We start from the raw sequence: 17,316 nt of genomic DNA on the forward strand, positions 1-17,316 counted from the left end.
ACATATCCATAGGAGAATTATTAATGGAAGAGTTATTAAAAACATTAAATAATATTCGCTCATTGCGCCTTGTAGCTCGTGAATTATCTTTTGAACAATTAATGACAATTTTCAGTAAATTTGAACAAGTTGTTGAAGAAAGAAAAGCAGAAGAAGAATCTAAAAAACAGAGTATTGCTGCTCATCAAGAAAAAATTGAAAAATATAAAGAATTATTAAAATCAGAAGGTATTTCTCCGGAAGAATTGTTAGAAGTGATGAGCTTACAAAAATTCAATCCATCTCAACATAAAAAACGGGCTCCTCGTCCTGCAAAATATCAATATACAGATTTGGATGGTTCTAGAAAAACTTGGACTGGTCAAGGTAGAACTCCAAAAGCAATGCAAATTCAGATTGACAAAGGTGCAACTTTAGAAAGCTTTGAAATTAAGTAATATTTATTATCCATTTTTAAGGTCTATTTTTTGAATAATAGACCTTTCTTTTTTCTTTTTGGGTTGAAATATGTAGATTATTCAAAATTATCCATCATAATAAGCTCTTCTACCCTGTCACTTTTAATATAAAAGTTAATGCTACATTAATTTACAGTATATCCCAAAATGAATAATTCCTTCCAAAAATACACTTTTTGATAATCAGGTTTGCTCTTTATTATTGAATTTAGAGTTGTTAATTTTTCGATATAAAAAGCATTCTACTGATTTATTCCGAAAAGTTAAACTACAATTTTAAGGACTGAATCTGTATTTTTTCATTGCAGTCCGTCTTTTAGGTTGTAGTTGTAATCCTTCAATATCGAAATATAAACAGATTTAGTCAGATGTTACTTCTCTGTTTTGGAATGTTGAATTGAACAATCAATGTTAATCTAGAAACGGCAAACGTAAGATAGGTGAATAAAAAGGCTTTCGTAGTGTTGAAAATAGCAATCAACGACTTGCTACTTACAAATTCGGCTATATTCAGTCATAAAAATCTGCACCCTATGTGTTGGATAATAAGACTAACTTTAGGGTGCAGATCACTCATTGGAAATGCTTTTTTAGTTTCGATCAATTATTTATTATACAATTCAAAATAACTTTTTGCTGCTTTTTGCCAACTGAAATCTTGGCTCATCGCAGTAGAACGTATTAAACTCCATTGTCGTGGTTTTTGCCAAATAGACAACATTTGATCAATAGCATAAAGAAAACCCTCCACATCTGCAAATTGGAACACAAAACCAGTTGCGATTTTTTGTTTTTGTGTTTCCGGTGTGGTGTCTACTACCGTATCAGCTAATCCACCGGTCGCACGCACTAGTGGCAAAGTACCATATTTTAAGCCGTATAATTGTGTTAACCCGCAAGGTTCAAAACGGCTCGGTACTAAAATAACATCACCACCAGCCACCATTTGGTGAGAAAGGGCTTCGTTATACGCAATCTTTACACCAATTTGTTGTGGGTATTTCGCTGCTAATTGACGTAAAGTTTCTTCAAAATGTGGTGCACCTGTTCCTAACACAGCCAATTGCACACCACGATTTATTAATGCTTCTGCAGCATTAATCACCAAATCTGCACCTTTTTGTTCCACTAAACGAGTAACCATTACTAACAAGGGTACAGTTTCTGTTTCTGTTAAACCGAATTCTGCCTGCAATACCTGTTTGTCTTTTTTCTTACCTTGCATTTTGCCGTGTTTATAGGTTTTAGCAATGTAGTTATCTGTTGCTGGATTCCAAACTTGATCGTCAACACCATTTAAGATACCGTGTAAGCGATTTTGGGCTGCTCGAGTTTGCAATAAACCATCAAAACCGTATGCCATACTAGGATCGGTAATCTCTTTAGCATAAGTTGGACTTACTGCTGTAATTTCATCGGCATAATACAAACCAGATTTAAGATAAGAAATTTGTCCGTAAAACTCCAAACCATCAACGTGGAAAAAGTGATATGGCAGCTGTAATTCCGCCATATGACGGGCATTAAACATACCTGCATAAGCTAAATTATGGATGGTAAAAATTTTCTTCAATGGTAATTGCCAAGCAGTAGCATAAGCTGCTGCCAAACCAGCTTGCCAATCGTGCATATGCATAACATCCGCCTCGCCCCACCACTGATCTGCTCCAGCGGCTAAGGAAGCTCCTACCCAACCAAGCGTTGCAAAGCGTAAATAGTTATCAGAATAATCCTGATAATATTCGTTATGATATGGATTACCACCGCGATCAAATAGATGTGGTGCATTAATTAAATAAATGCCAATGCCTTTATATTCTGCAAAACGAATTTCAATATGTCCGGCAAAACTGAATAAATGTAATGAATGTTGATGTTGCGGAAGTTTTTCTGCTACCGCCGGATACATTGGTAAAACGACCCTAACATTCATACCTTCCGCTTGTTGTGCAAATGGTAATGCACCCATTACATCAGCTAAACCGCCAGTTTTAATTAATGGGTATAATTCAGAACAAATATGAAGTACTTTCATTGATTTAACCTTAATTTTTTTAAGTAAAATATCCGCTTTTTAGATTCTGCTATCAATAAAAAGCGGATATTTATTAAGACAGGAATAACAGATTACTCTTCTTTATCTGTTTTTGTTGCATCAATCGCTGATTCTTCTTGATCAAAAAGTTTTTCCAGCATTGGCTCTGTTACCAATACAATATCCCCTTTACTACTTATCCTAAAACGTTGACGATCCAATTCAAGATCTACACCAATTTTCATACCATCCGGAATGTGGCAATTACGATCAATAATACAACGACGTAATACGCAGTTTTTGCCAATTTTTACTTGAGGCAAAATAACTGCATATTCAATTTTTGATCCCTCGTCTACCCTAACGTGGTCAAACAGCACCGAATTACTGATTTCCGCATCAGTAATTACACTACTACCCCCGATAAGTGAATTATCAATAGTTTGTTTATGTGGATGTTTATAGAAGAACTTTGTTGGTAGCGTTTGTTTAGGTACAGTACGAATCGGCCAGCTACTGTCAAACATATCCAGTTGAGGTTTTTCACTGACTAAATCAATATTTGCCGACCAGTAACTTTCCAAAGTACCTACATCACGCCAATAGATCAAACCTTGTGTATTTCTACCTTTGCTTGAACGTTCAAACGGATGGGCATAAAGCAATCCTTCTTTCACCATCGCCGGAATAATATCTTTACCGAAATCGTGAGAGGTATTTTCGTAACTAGCTTCACGTGCCAAAATATCATACAGATAATCAGCATCAAAAACATAAATTCCCATTGATGCCAAAGATGAATCAGGTTTATGTGGTAATGTTGGTGGATTTGACGGTTTTTCTACAAACTGTTCCACTTTTAATTTTTCATTTACCGCCATCACACCAAATGCCTTTGCATCCTCTTTCGGCACTTCAATACAACCTACAGTTGCCTTACCACCGAATTCAATATGATCTTCAATCATACGCATATAATCCATCTTATAAATATGGTCGCCGGCAAGAATAAGCACATATTTAGGACGATAATGATCTTTCATAATTGGAACATTTTGCCATACCGCATCCGCCGTACCTCGATACCAAGTAGAATCATTTAATTGCTGACGAGCCGGCAACATATCCACAAAATGTCCTCGTTCTCGCGGTAAAAATGACCAACCGTGTTGTAAATGACGTAATAACGAATGTGCTTCGTATTGCGTAATTACCCCAATTTTTAATAAACCTGAATTAAGACAATTAGATAAGGCAAAGTCAATAATACGATGTGCCCCTCCAAAGTAAACAGCAGGTTTCGCTCGACGATCGGTCATTTCGTGCAAACGAGAACCTCGTCCCCCAGCTAAAATAAGAACTAACGTATCATTGGCAATGCTTTCACGCGTTGGGATAGCGTTTTTCGTTGTAGTGGCTGTTGCTGCGCTCATAATATTCTCCTGTGGTTATCGTTTTTCAATAAGTGATTGCATTAAAATAACAACTCCCAGATGTGCCACAATCGCTTGAGATTGTTCGATCCTGAGACCCTCGCCAAACCGTTTCTGCCAAATTCCGGCTGGAAGCTGAAAAATTTGCTCACCACGATTAGCATTAAAAAGTAATAGATACTTTCCTTGTAATAACAACGCTAAGGCTCGTCCCTGTTGCCAATCTTGTGTTTGCATCGGTTCGCCCCTAGGGGTAAACCATTGTGCATTTTCGGTATTCCACCAATCATCATAAATACCGGTTATCGCCATCTCTTTACGTAAAGCGATGAGATCTACCACATATTGTTGCAATTCTGTATCTGTCTCTTGCCAATTTAACCACGTCAATTCATTATCTTGACAATAACAATTATTATTGCCCTGCTGGCTATGACCAATTTCATCTCCTGCCAATAACATAGGCGTTCCTAATGCCAATAACTCTGTTGCCAACAATGCTTTTTTACTGAATATACGTTGTTGTTTAATATCAATATCGTCAGTTTCTCCCTCTACACCGTGATTAAAAGAAAAATTATGATTATCTCCATCACGATTATCTTCGCCGTTATCCCAATTATGCTTTTCGTTATAACTGACCAAATCCTGTAAATTAAAGCCATCATGTGCGGTAACAAAATTTATTGAACAATGAGGAGAACGATATTGATGTTGAAAAGTGTCCGCACTACCGGCAAAGCGTTGTGCTAATACACCAAGCTGTTGACTATCTCTTAACCAGAAACGGCGAATATCACCACGGAAACGATCATTCCATTCAGCAAAAAAATCAGGGAAAGATCCTAATTGATAACCACCTGAACCAATATCCCAAGGTTCAGCGATCAGCTTACAATTTGCTAAAACAGGATCTTGTTGTAGTGCAGTAAAAAAAGCAGCTTTTGCATTGAATTGTGGCGTTCTACCCAATACGGCTGCCAAATCAAAGCGAAAACCATCAATATGAAATTCTTTGACCCAATAACGCAGACAATCCATTACCCACTGTAATACACGAGGTTCTGATAGATTTAAACTATTTCCACAACCAGTCCAATTTTCATATTGCTGTTGGTGATGCCAATAGTAAAGGTAATTATCAATGCCTCGCTGACAAAGCGTTGGTCCGGAAATATCGTTTTCCGCTGTATGATTAAATACTACATCCAAAATCACTTCAATCCCCATTCGGTGCAAGGCTCTTACTACAGATTTCAATTCTAATGATACAGCTTTTATTGATGATAACCTTTGATCTGGGGCAAAATGTGCTAACACATTATAGCCCCAATAGTTTCTTTTATGTTTTTGCTGTAGATGAGGTTCATCTAAATGCAACATTATTGGCAATAATTCTACTGCAGTTACCCCTAAGTTTCGCAAATATGCTAAACTAGATTCATCAGCTAACCCCGAAAATGTTCCTCTTGATGCTACAGATATAGCATTATTTAATTTAGAAAATCCTTTAACGTGTAATTCATAAATAATAGTTTGAGACCAAGGTGTTCGTGGAGCTTGATCATCTTGCCAATCAAAATCATCTTCAGTAATAACACTTTTCGGTGCAAGCCAAGCATTGTTTTCTTGATTATTCCAGTGGAATAGCTTTAATTGATCAAAAGTGAACAATGAAGGCAAATCCTCTACTGCTCGACTATAGGGATCAATCAACAATTTAGTGACATTGTAACAATAAGGAAGCCCCGTATCGCCCTCTAAACGAAAACCATATTTCTGCCCTACATCAACATCAACTACAAAAAGAGTAAAGCAATCTTGCTGTCTGAACATTGAATAACGAGTTTCGTGGCTATGCTCATCAAACAGGCAAAGCCAAGCTTTGGTAGCGTGAGGTGCAACTAAAACAAAATTAAAGCCTTTTTTGCCAGCAAATTCAGCACGATGACAACCAATCGGATAATCATAACCAATAAAGACCTGCTTTTTCTCTATCTCAAATTCTCTAATTGAACCTGATTTCAACCGTTTAAGATGATGAGCCATAACTACTTAATCCCTATGCTACATAATCATTATTTATTAGTTTTTCGTTTCACTGATTTCGCTTTTTTAGCCGGTTTTCTTTTGGAAGCCGTTTTACTTACTTTACTATTATTAGTATCTGAAAGGATTTCTTTTCCCTTGGTTGCTACAGTAACCGCTTGCTGTGCTGTTGTAGCTTCTGCCAGTTTCGCATCATCATTTTCATCATCCTCTGCATTTTCCAATACAAAATAACTTGCACCTAGTGGCGGCACATCAATGCTGATTGAGTTAGCTTTACCGTGGCTTTCGATTTTTTCACTCCAAACGCCTTCACCGTTATTCACACCGCTACCTTTATAGGACGCATCATCGGAATTCAGCACCTCACGATAAAATCCTGCTTTACGCACACCAAAACGGTAATTATGACGAACTTCAGGAGTAAAATTACACACGACAACTACGGTATCACCGTTTTTCGCATAACGAGCAAATACTAAAACCGATTGTTCCGCATCATCCACAACTAACCATTCAAAACCATTAGGATGCTGATCCTGCTGCCACAATGCTGGATAACGTTGATAAAGATGATTTAAATCTCGCACCCATTTTTGAACACCATTATGCCAACCATCGTATTCGTCATTGAGCAAGAACCAATCCAAACTTTCTTGATAATTCCATTCTCTGCCTTGAGCAAACTCATTCCCCATAAAGAGCAGTTTTTTACCCGGAAAGCCCCACATATAACCGTAATAAACACGTAAATTAGCGAATTGTTTCCAGCAATCACCCGGCATTTTGCTTAACAAAGAGCCTTTGCCGTGGACCACCTCATCATGCGATAATGGCAACACAAAATGTTCGCTATATTGATACATCATCCCGAATGTTAATAAATTATGGTGATACTTACGATAAATCGGATCTAATTTCATATAACGCAACGTATCATTCATCCAGCCCATATTCCACTTAAATTGGAAACCTAAACCGCCGCTTTTTGTATCGTGGCTAACGCCTGGAAATGCGGTACTCTCTTCCGCAATCGCCAATACCCCACGCTGTTCATCCTGTAATAACGCATTGGTACGCTGTAAAAAATTGATCGCTTCCAAATTTTCACGCCCACCATATTGATTCGGGATCCACTCGCCATTTGCACGGCTGTAATCTCGATAAATCATTGAGGCAACCGCATCAACCCGCAAACCGTCAAAACCGTAACGTTCTATCCAATACAATGCATTACCACTTAGATAGTTACGCACTTCATTACGTCCAAAGTTGTAAATCAATGTATTCCAATCTTGGTGATAACCTTCTCGTGGATCAGCGTGTTCATATAATGCTGTGCCATCAAATTTACGCAAACCGTAATCATCTGTTGGGAAATGACCAACAACCCAATCTAACAACACATAAATTCCTGCTTCGTGTGCTTTTTCAAGGAAATGGCATAATCCTGTTGCATCACCAAAACGACTGGTTGGAGCATATAATCCTAACGGTTGGTAACCCCACGAACCATCAAATGGAAATTCTGATAATGGCAATAATTCAATATGAGTGAAACCCATTTCTTTTACATAAGGAATCAATTCATCTGCGATTTGCTCATAGCTTAGCCAGTAATTATTTTCTAAATTGCGTCGCCAAGATCCCAAATGCACTTCATAAATACTGATCGGTGCATCAATCGCATTTGCTTTTACTCTTGTTTCATTATATGGTTGTTTTGGTGGCAATTTTGTAACAACCGAAGCTGTCTCCGGACGCAATTGTGCAGCAAAGGCATAAGGATCCGATTTCAAACGCAAATTACCATTTGCATCCAAAATTTCAAATTTATATAGACGGCCTTCATTAATATTAGGAATAAAGATTTCCCAGATGCCACTTTCCTGATGAAAGCGCATAACGTGACGACGACCATCCCATTGATTAAAATCACCAACAACAGAAACACGACGAGCATTTGGCGCCCAAACACTAAAGTTGACCCCAGAGACATAACTATTTTCAGTTAAATGCGCCCCCATCGCTTCATACGGACGATGGTGTGTCCCTTCTCTTAATAGCCAGTTATCCAACTCAAACAAACAGGATGGAAATCGATAAGGATCTTCCTGGTAGATCGCTTCTGCACTGTTTTCATATTGAATTTTAAATACATAATGCAGATTGACCTCAGAATGTGGCAATAATGCTACAAAAAATCCACGTTCATCGACAGCTTTCATTGTGGCTAAACAATGATTTCTATCACGATTATAAATTTCTACCTGTTTTGCATTCGGCAATAAGGCTCGAATCATTAGCCCCTGATCTGTCATATGTGGGCCTAAGAAAGAGAACGGATCAGCGTGTACCGCATTAAATAACTGTTCGATTTGGTTATAATCAAGGGTAACCATACTATTTTTTCCTAATAAAATAAATTTGAGACTATCTTGATAACATTCCGCCGCCACCTCTGTCGGCAAGGTTTGTCTTGTAGCAATAATTTGACGTAAATCACGATGCAATTCTTGAATAATTTTCGGATCAAGTAATGAATTCGGCAAACGATAACGCCAATTCGGATACGCTTTTGCTACTCCCGGAATATTGAATGATGAAGTAACTCCTAATAAATTTTCTGGCTGCAAGGCAAATAATTGACTTTCACTTACTGCACCTAACTGATGTATCGCCAAGTTCAGTTCATTCGTCAAAGAAAAGTCCCGTGGGAATGTTGGCAATAATTTTGCCTGTTTTAATGTTTGGATAAAGCGTAATTTATCATCAGATCGTTGTTGCAGTGCTTTTTCATATTTATCCTGTTGCAACACGCCGAGCTGATACATCGTTTCAATGTCGGTTGCTTGCCAAAAACCGCTCAATGGTGCTAAATCGTGAGTACTGACCACCGCTAACGCATTTTTCTTATATTGCTCCGGCAACAAATAGCCATCATAACTACGATTAAAATACATCACTGCATAAGAATAAACACCATAACGATCCAACCATTGACGTACTTCTGGTGGCACAATTCCCAAATCTTCGCCAACAATCAAACAATGACAACGATGGCTTTCAATTGCCAACACTGCCATCATTTCATCAATTGGATAATGAACATAAGCACCATTTGCTGCATTATTGCCCGAAGTAATCCACCATAAACGATACAGCGCCATTACATGATCAATACGCAAAATACCATAATTTAACATATTGGTTCGCCATAATTTAATCAACGGTTGATAGCCCAACGCACGTAATTGTTGCGGTTGTAACGGGGGCAATTGCCAGTTCTGTCCTGCTGGACCAAGTTCATCCGGTGGTGCACCAACAGAGGCCTGTAAACAAAATAGCTGACGATCACACCAAGTGTCCGAACCGCCACGAGCTACACCAACAGCCAGATCACCATAAAGCCCCAATTTGACTCCGGATTGCGCTACTGATTTCCGCACGGCTGAAAGCTGATCGTGCATTAGCCACTGTAGCCACATATAAAATTCAATCTGTGTTTTATGCTCTGCGGCGAACTGCTTCACTGTTTCACTGTTCGGATTTTGATAAGCTTTATCCCAAGCAAACCAACCTAAAAGTTGATCATCATCTTCCTCTTTTTGCTGTTGAGAAAACGCGCGATCCAACGTTTCAAAAAGACCGTGCAAATATAGCGGTTCGCCCTGTTGCGCAACAAACTGCGAAAATGCTTGACGACGTGCCGCAAACTGCCCTTCACGTTTAAATGCTTGATAGGCAACACGCAAAGCTGCCAATTTCAACTGCCAAACACCGGAATAATCCACCCACGCACAATCCTGTAATTGAGCTAATTGTTGTTGAACAGAATCATCATTAAACCACGTAATAAACGTGCTTGAAGTTGCTTCAGGCAAAAGATCTACTGCTAAATAAATCGGATTTAACCATCGGCGAGATGACGGGCTATAAGGACTCGCCCATTCAGGATGTGCCGGAAACAGTGCATGCAACGGGTTAATCCCAATAAAATCAATACCATCCTTTGCATACTCTACCGCAATTGCCTCTAAATCGGCTAAATCACCAATTCCCCAATTTCGCGGTGAACGTAAACTATAAAGCTGAACATTTAAGCCACTGACTTTATTACCATTACTTAATAAGGTTGGCTGATAAATTTTCGCTGGTGCGACCAATAAACAGTAACGAGCATAATTCGTTATCAAATAGTAATAACCCATCGATAACGGCATAAACTTAATATATTCTCTGCTCTGAAAGTCCCAACTATTTTCAATTTTTTCATTATTTTCATTTAAAAGCTGGTATAGTATTTCATCATCTGCAAAATTAAGCTTTTGCCAGTCCAAATATTCTACTGTTTCTGCATTTAACACAAAGACATTTTTAAACTGTCCTACACTATTTTGCTCAGGTTTCAACCACGAAATTAATTGCGTTAAGACAGCATCATCAACATCAATTTTCTGTCCTTCCAACGTATAATAGAAAGGCGAAACACCAACAGCACGAGCTTGCTGTTCCAGTTGAGATCTTCTTGAAATGAGTCCATTAGAGGAACCAGAAGTCGATAATTCCACGAGATTCTCCACAAAATACAACAGTATCTCCACGACATATTTCATCATACCGCTACAAACATCAATCCTGTTAAGCAATCGTTTGCTCTGTAGTCAGTATGATAAACGAATAAGTATTTTATACTCTCTTTTTAGTATAAAACCTACTGCAATATGTCAAAGTTATGATCTCGCCCACAATATTTTTGATTTTTTGCTTAATTTTTATGAAAAGAATTAAAAAAAGTCACTAAAAAATGAAAATGATATGGAAACACCACCCCATCATTTCTCTCAAATTATGTATTATTGTAAAACTGATAAGCTTCATCAATTGAAGAGAACTGTAGCTAAAAACATACAAATTGTAAAATGCTTGAATCAGTTATTATGTTATTACACATATTATCCGAGTATCGTCATCGTATTTAATCATCTTTTTAAACTATTTCTTCCAACAAGTCTGACCAGATTGATACCTCTTTTTAGTTAAAATAACTGTCTTTTACTATTTGAGAAAAAAGGATTATTCTTGAAAAGTTTAAATCATCTTATTAATTCTTCCATTTTAATGGCATATTTAATTTGTTTAGGTTGGTCTATTGCTTATGTCTGTGGTTGGGCTAGAGCATATTATTATGGTTATTCTTGGGAGTTGGTAGAAGTTGGCACTTCAAATATTGCTCGAAGTTTGGGCTATGTTGTCTTTTTTTCAATTATCATCACTATTTTCTACTCTTGTGGTATGTATGTTTTGCATTTAGTTAAAAAATATTGTCCACAGGATATTGTACGATCAATAAGGTTATTTATTGTTCTAACAACCGTATTATCTCCAATTGCAGTTGTGTTGTTTCTCTTTATGAAAGAGATAGACTACACCCCAATTATTATTTATCTATTATTGTCTATCCCAACTTCTATCGTTTTTAATAAAACTGTTTCTACTTTTCGACTGCAAGACCTTATACAGATAATCAATAGGCAAAAAATAAATGCTATGCTTGTAATGTCAGCTGTCTATATTTATTTTATTCTTTCTGCCTTTTTGGTTGGATACGTCAGCCCAATTTTAATTTCAGAATATGCAACTATTTTATCAGACTCGTGCCGTAAAACTCCGTCCTTCAGGGCGGAGATATAAGGCACAAACGGCGTAAGCCGTTTCAAACCTAACTAATCAGGTGTTTGTTGTTGCTCAATGTATTGGCGAATAATGGAAATCGGTGCACCACCGCAACTCCCCGCAAAATAAGACGGAGACCAAAGCTGATTGCCCCAAAGTTTTTTGCGGATGTTCGGGTAGTTTTTCTTCCTAATCATTCGGCTTGATACACCTTTTAAACTATTTACAAGTGTAGATACAGCCACTTTCGGTGGATATTCCACAAGTAAATGAACATGATCGTCTTCACCGTCAAATTCAACTAATTTTGCTTTAAAATCATTGCAGACGCTTTCAAAAATCAATTTGAGTTCGTCTAAAATGGCTTTCGTAAAAACATCACGGCGATATTTTGTTACAAAGACTAAGTGAACATGCATCTTAAAAACACAATGCCTACCATGTCTAATTTCTGTTTCTTTTTGCATAGACCAAGTGTAAAATGTTGAAAACTTACATTCTAAACCTTGTCAATGCAACTACGCAAAGCCTTTAAGTTCGAGATAATGCCAAACGGCAACCAAATCCGCAGAATTAAACAGTTCTGTGGTTGCTCTCGTTTTGTGTTCAATCGGGCGTTGGCTTGGCAAAATGAACAATACGAGCAAGATAACAGCTTTAAGTTCAGTTACACCAAAATCGCCAACTTGCTTCCACAATGGAAAAAAGAATTAGTTTGGCTAAAAGAATGCCATTCTCAAGTGCTTCAACAGTCTTTAAAAGACCTAGAAAGTGCGTTTAAAAATTTCTTTCAACAGCGAGCAGACTTCCCAAAATTTAAGAAAAAAGGTTTAAAAGAGCGTTTTCGCTTTCCGCAAGGTTGCAAATTAGAGCAACAAAATAACCGCTTGTATCTGCCAAAGATTGGCTGGGTTCGCTATCGCAACAGCCGAGATATCGTTGGTGAAATCAAAAATGTTACCGTCAGCCAAAAGTGCGGTCACTATTTTGTCAGTATTCAAACTGAATTTGAGTACAAAATCCCAACACATAAAGGCGGTGAAATCGGTATTGATATGGGTATTGCTCGTTTTGCCACGCTGTCAAATGGGGAATTTTTTGAGCCATTAAACGCCTTTAAAACCTACAAAGGCAAATTGGCAAAACTCCAACACCAACTCAAAAATAAGGTTAAATTTAGTCAAAACTGGCAGAAATTAAAGGCGAAAATTGCCAAACTGCACCATAAAATTGCCAATTGTCGCAAAGACTTCTTGCATCAGACTTCAAGCAAAATCAGCAAAAACCACGCCATGATCTATATTGAAGATTTGCAGGTGTCAAATATGTCAAAATCAGCCAAAGGCACGTTGGAAGCACCAGGCAAAAATGTTGCTGCAAAATCAGGGTTGAACCAAGCGATATTAGATCAATCTTGGTTTGAGTTTCGCCGTCAGTTGGACTACAAAACGCAATGGCAAGGTGGATTTTTAGTGGCAGTGCCAGCGCACAATACCAGTCGAACTTGCCCTTGTTGTGGTCATGTAGCAAAAGAAAATCGCCAAACACAGGCTAATTTTGAGTGTGTAGAATGTGGCTATACAGAAAATGCCGATGTGGTTGGAGCGTTAAATGTATTGGGGCGTGGGCGAGCTATCGTCCACGCGTAATAAAATGTCAGGGCAGGACATGCCCGTAGAGCTTGTGAAGTGAACTTCATTGAGAGGTCAGCAACAAGAACCCACCGAGAGTAGCCCACGCAAAAAGCGTGGGAGCTGGTAGGAATCCCCGTCCTTTAGGGCGGGGAGGATGTCAATTGAAGGGCAACCTTATTATGTTCTATCTACCAATAATAATATTTTAATATTATCAAAATCTCTTGAAAGAGATAATAAGCAATTTTTTGTCTTTCCTTGCCAACTAAGCCCTAACCGACTTTGTTCATTAAATATGATTGATACTGAAAAAACAGGTGTCACCCTTTGTAATAAATAGCCAATGAAAATTGGCTATTTACATTATTAGATCTACACCCACATCAATCAGTACAAAAATAGCAGCATCTCCGCCCCATTCTTTAGTAGCATAATGCAATGCGATGACTTTTGGATGCTGTACCAACCAGCGAGGTATTTGATTTTTTAAAGTATGATTGCCATACCCTGTCATAATACAAGCGCAGGGTAAATGTTCTCTTTCACAAGCTAATATTAATGAAGCCAGCTCTTGTTTCGCTTGTTCTTTGGTTAATCCGTGTAAATCTAGAAAAAGATCCGGAATAAAATCACCCCGACGTAAGCGTTTTAAAACATAACTATCTTCATCTTCTCGTAAATAGCGCATTGTTTGCGTATCAAGCAATGGTTCATATTCATCAGAAAAATAAAATAGCGCATCTTCTTTTTCACGGATTTCTTTAATCTGTTGTTTTTGTTTTATAACTTGCTTACGTTTAGCGGTAAAGGTTATTTTATCCTGTTTAAAGGGCTTTATTCCTTTGACAAACTCACGAAACAAAGCTTTATCTTCATTATCCATTAACTGTCTCCTTGATAGTTGTCAGTTATTCTAACACATACACTTTAATGCGAAAATGTGGTATAACTGCAATATCTTTTTTCAAGCAATACAATGATTTTTATGACTGAACAACCTCTTTTTAATCAAGATATTATTGAAGAAATTCAACTTCATTCGCCTTTATCCAGCTTGCATACTATTCAAGACTTTTTGCGTTGGACGTATAGCTATTTTAATGCTTCCGATATTTTTTACGGTCACGGTTTTGATAATGCGTGGGATGAAGCTGTGCAACTTGTACTTTCTACCCTTCATCTACCATTAGATATACCCACTGAACTATATCAATCACGTTTGACCGATATAGAAAAACAGAAATTACTATCGCTTATCACGGATAGAATTGAAACGAGAAAACCGGTAGCTTATCTTACACGTAGAGCTTGGTTCTGCGGTTTGCAGTTTTACGTTGATGAACGGGTAATTATTCCACGTTCGCCAATAGGCGAATTAATTCAAGACGGTTTCACTGGTGTATTGCGTAGCGAACCTAAACGCATTTTGGATATGTGTACTGGTAGTGGTTGTATTGCTATTGCCTGTGCAAACAAATTTCCAAATGCTGAAATTGACGCTGTCGATATTTCATTAGATGCATTGAATGTTGCCGAAATCAACATCGCCAACCACCACCTTGAACATCAAGTGTTCCCATTGCAATCTGATTTATTCAATAATTTGCCAAAAGAGGGGTATGATCTGATTGTCAGCAATCCGCCTTATGTTGATGCTGAAGACCTTGCAAATATGCCCGAAGAATTTTCACACGAACCGGTATTAGCACTTGAAGCTGGCAATGATGGTTTAATTTTAGCGAAAAGAATTATTGCTGCCGCGCCGGAATATTTAAATGATAACGGTGTATTAGTTTGCGAAGTAGGCAATAGTATGGTGCATTTAATTGAGCAATTTCCAACCGTACCATTTGAGTGGATTAAATTCAAACACGGTGGTGACGGCGTATTTATGTTAACTAAACAACAGTTACTCAGCATTCAAGATCAATTCAAACAGTATCTTTAATTCCTTCAATTTCAGTGGGGCATTTGCCCCACTTTTTTGGTTAATAATTCAAGAGAAATAGTTAACTGATACCGATTCAAATAACGCAATGAATCACCTATCTGATGCTAGTTGCAGTATTCATTATATCAATCTGAATATAATTCTCTTTTTACTTTTAGCTTTACATTTCGTGATTATCATCACATCTTTTCTTTATGATTTTATTATAATAAAAACTTTATCAAGCTAATATTTAGAAGGAACTTGAATATGAAGAAAATATTTAAACTCACTGTAACTACTCTTTCTGTATTTATAGCCTGTAATGTTTATTCATCAGCACCAACAGTTGAAGTTTTACAGCCACAAATACAATACCAAAACCTTATCTCACAACGCCAAACAGTTGATAATTTATTGGAACAAGCACTTGAAATACAAAAATCTCCTGCAAGAGTTTCAAACTCAGGCTTTACCGCTAAGCTACCAAGTAATATGGAACAAATTTCCAATATTTTATTAACAGCCCATAAATTAGAACCATATAGAATAGACTTTGTTCTTGGTGCTGCAAATGCGAATATCTATAACGGGAATGTAGATAAAGCTATTGAATTATATAAAGAAGCATTAAATATTGCGCCGGATGATGTCAAAACAAATATGTATTTGTCCAGTTGGTATCGTTATCAAAATGATCCTCAAAATAGTGAAAAATATTTAAAACATTTAGAACAAATTGCGCCAGAAAAAGCCTCTTTATTGAAACAAATGTTTGCAACTATTGATAAAGTAACTAAATTACCGATTACAGATAAATTAGATCGAAAATTAACGCAAAATGATGCCATTATAACTTTAGGTTATGCGCTAAATCCTGATGGAAGTATGAATGATATTCTCATTCAGCGATTACAAAAAACATTAGAACTTGCTAAACAAAACCCTGAATCTCTCATTATCGTGACCGGTGGCGTTCCAAAAAATAATCAAACTGAAGGTAACTTAATGAAAGATTGGTTAATTAAGCAAGGTATTGAAGGTAAAAGAATTTTTGCAGAAAATTATGCCCGTTCTACAGTCGAAAATACCTTATTCTCCCGTTATGCTTTAGCACACCATAATATTAAACATACCGTTTTAATTAGTTCAGGTAGCCACGTCAGACGAGGTCAAACCTTGCTTGAACTCGCTGTTAAAGAATCGGGCCCGCAAGGTATAACTATTGAAACTGTTGCAGCACTGGATAAGCCTATTGCTGATTTACAAAAAGTTTCAGACAAGGAACTTTTAGGTATTTACCGCGATAGTTTAATCATTTTGGGATTACCAATGTTTAATAGCGGCGTACTTCACGATTAATTCAAAAATAATGGCGGAATGTTAATACCGCCATACCTCTAAAACCTATCTTTCGCTTTACGTAATGCAATAAATTCTTCGACATTCTTACAGCGTAAAAAAGGATTTAATGCTTTTTCTACAGCTAATGTTGTCGGTAGTGTCGGTTTTTGCTCTCTGCGTAATTTCTCTATCTGTTGCGCATAATCCTGAAGAGCATCACTATTTTCTACCGTTTGTGCGAAACGTAAATTACTCAACGTGTATTCGTGAGCGGCACAAATTATCGTATCATCCGGCAGCTGTTTAATTTTCTGTAAGGAATCAAACATTTGCTGATAATCCCCTGTAAAAACCCTGCCACAACCCAAAGAAAATAAGGTATCACCACAAAAGAGATGATTATCCACCAGATAACTTAAATGACCTGCTGTATGTCCTCCGGTTTCCAAAATACGAATGGAATAATAAGGCGTATGTTGCATACCGGCACTGACAATATGTGTGGCTAAATGGTCGACTTCTGCCGGCGCATAAATTGGGGCAAACGGATAATATTTACGCAATTCAGCTACACCACCAGTATGATCACTATGATTATGAGTAATTAAAATTGCTTCAATTTTAAGTTGGTGTTGCTGTAAAAAATCTTCAACCACCTCAGCTTCTGATGGATCAACAATTAATGCGTGCTGATTATCTCTGCTGTAACACCAAATATAGTTATCACTCAATGCCGGAATTGCCTTTAATAGCATCC

Annotated in this window: 12 protein-coding genes and 1 pseudogene; 5 read left to right on the forward strand and 8 right to left on the reverse strand. The window is 37.4% G+C overall.

From position 1 onward, the window contains the following. Nucleotides 1-23: 23 nt before the first annotated feature. Nucleotides 24-437, forward strand: coding sequence for an H-NS family nucleoid-associated regulatory protein (locus QV04_RS08810; RefSeq protein ID WP_039132848.1), 414 nt, complete (start codon nucleotides 24-26; stop codon nucleotides 435-437). 625 nt (nucleotides 438-1,062) lie between these two features. Here the strand turns inward: QV04_RS08810 and glgA are convergent. The 5 genes and pseudogenes from glgA to malQ form a co-directional block, all read right to left on the reverse strand. Further along, entirely contained in the window at nucleotides 1,063-2,493 is a 1,431-nt protein-coding gene (gene glgA / locus QV04_RS08815) for a glycogen synthase GlgA (protein ID WP_039134923.1), read from the reverse strand. 92 nt (nucleotides 2,494-2,585) lie between these two features. After that, nucleotides 2,586-3,926, reverse strand: a complete 1,341-nt coding sequence (glgC, locus tag QV04_RS08820) for a glucose-1-phosphate adenylyltransferase (RefSeq protein ID WP_039093181.1) — start codon at nucleotides 3,924-3,926, stop codon at nucleotides 2,586-2,588. A gap of 15 nt (nucleotides 3,927-3,941) precedes the next feature. Further along, nucleotides 3,942-5,975, reverse strand: a complete 2,034-nt coding sequence (glgX, locus tag QV04_RS08825; protein WP_065233396.1) for a glycogen debranching protein GlgX — start codon at nucleotides 5,973-5,975, stop codon at nucleotides 3,942-3,944. Between the two features lie 29 nt (nucleotides 5,976-6,004). Further along, nucleotides 6,005-8,377, reverse strand: coding sequence for a 1,4-alpha-glucan branching protein GlgB (gene glgB, locus QV04_RS11815; protein WP_231924182.1), 2,373 nt, complete (start codon nucleotides 8,375-8,377; stop codon nucleotides 6,005-6,007). 132 nt (nucleotides 8,378-8,509) lie between these two features. Next, nucleotides 8,510-10,594 (reverse strand): annotated as a pseudogene (gene malQ, locus QV04_RS11820) (4-alpha-glucanotransferase); the annotation flags it as partial. Nucleotides 10,595-11,057: 463 nt separating this feature from the next. Here malQ and QV04_RS08835 point away from each other — a divergent pair. Continuing rightward, nucleotides 11,058-11,669, forward strand: coding sequence for a hypothetical protein (locus QV04_RS08835; RefSeq protein WP_231924867.1), 612 nt, complete (start codon nucleotides 11,058-11,060; stop codon nucleotides 11,667-11,669). A gap of 32 nt (nucleotides 11,670-11,701) precedes the next feature. Here QV04_RS08835 and tnpA read toward each other — a convergent pair whose 3' ends face one another. Then, entirely contained in the window at nucleotides 11,702-12,118 is a 417-nt protein-coding gene (gene tnpA / locus QV04_RS08840; protein WP_043885294.1) for an IS200/IS605 family transposase, read from the reverse strand. Between the two features lie 45 nt (nucleotides 12,119-12,163). Here tnpA and QV04_RS08845 point away from each other — a divergent pair, with 45 nt between their 5' ends. Beyond that, nucleotides 12,164-13,300 (forward strand): RNA-guided endonuclease InsQ/TnpB family protein, encoded by a 1,137-nt coding sequence (locus tag QV04_RS08845; RefSeq protein WP_065233397.1) that lies wholly within the window; start codon nucleotides 12,164-12,166, stop codon nucleotides 13,298-13,300. Between the two features lie 343 nt (nucleotides 13,301-13,643). On the opposite strand, the gene smrB is transcribed toward QV04_RS08845, so the two are convergent. Next, nucleotides 13,644-14,168, reverse strand: coding sequence for an endonuclease SmrB (gene smrB / locus QV04_RS08850; RefSeq protein WP_065231454.1), 525 nt, complete (start codon nucleotides 14,166-14,168; stop codon nucleotides 13,644-13,646). Nucleotides 14,169-14,270: 102 nt separating this feature from the next. Between smrB and prmB the strand changes: the two genes are divergently transcribed. Both prmB and QV04_RS08860 read left to right on the forward strand, forming a co-directional pair. After that, on the forward strand, nucleotides 14,271-15,233 hold the full coding sequence (gene prmB, locus QV04_RS08855; RefSeq protein WP_065231474.1) for a 50S ribosomal protein L3 N(5)-glutamine methyltransferase: 963 nt from the start codon (nucleotides 14,271-14,273) through the stop codon (nucleotides 15,231-15,233). A 252-nt stretch (nucleotides 15,234-15,485) separates the two neighbouring features. Beyond that, nucleotides 15,486-16,577: an ElyC/SanA/YdcF family protein gene (locus tag QV04_RS08860; RefSeq protein ID WP_039091368.1), complete on the forward strand. Its 1,092-nt coding sequence runs from the start codon at nucleotides 15,486-15,488 to the stop codon at nucleotides 16,575-16,577. A gap of 38 nt (nucleotides 16,578-16,615) precedes the next feature. On the opposite strand, the gene gloB is transcribed toward QV04_RS08860, so the two are convergent. Further along, nucleotides 16,616-17,314, reverse strand: coding sequence for a hydroxyacylglutathione hydrolase (gloB, locus tag QV04_RS08865; RefSeq protein ID WP_065231455.1), 699 nt, complete (start codon nucleotides 17,312-17,314; stop codon nucleotides 16,616-16,618). Nucleotides 17,315-17,316: the final 2 nt, after the last annotated feature.

Origin of the sequence: Gallibacterium genomosp. 1 (assembly GCF_001678575.1) — a bacterium.
GTDB lineage: Bacteria > Pseudomonadota > Gammaproteobacteria > Enterobacterales > Pasteurellaceae > Gallibacterium.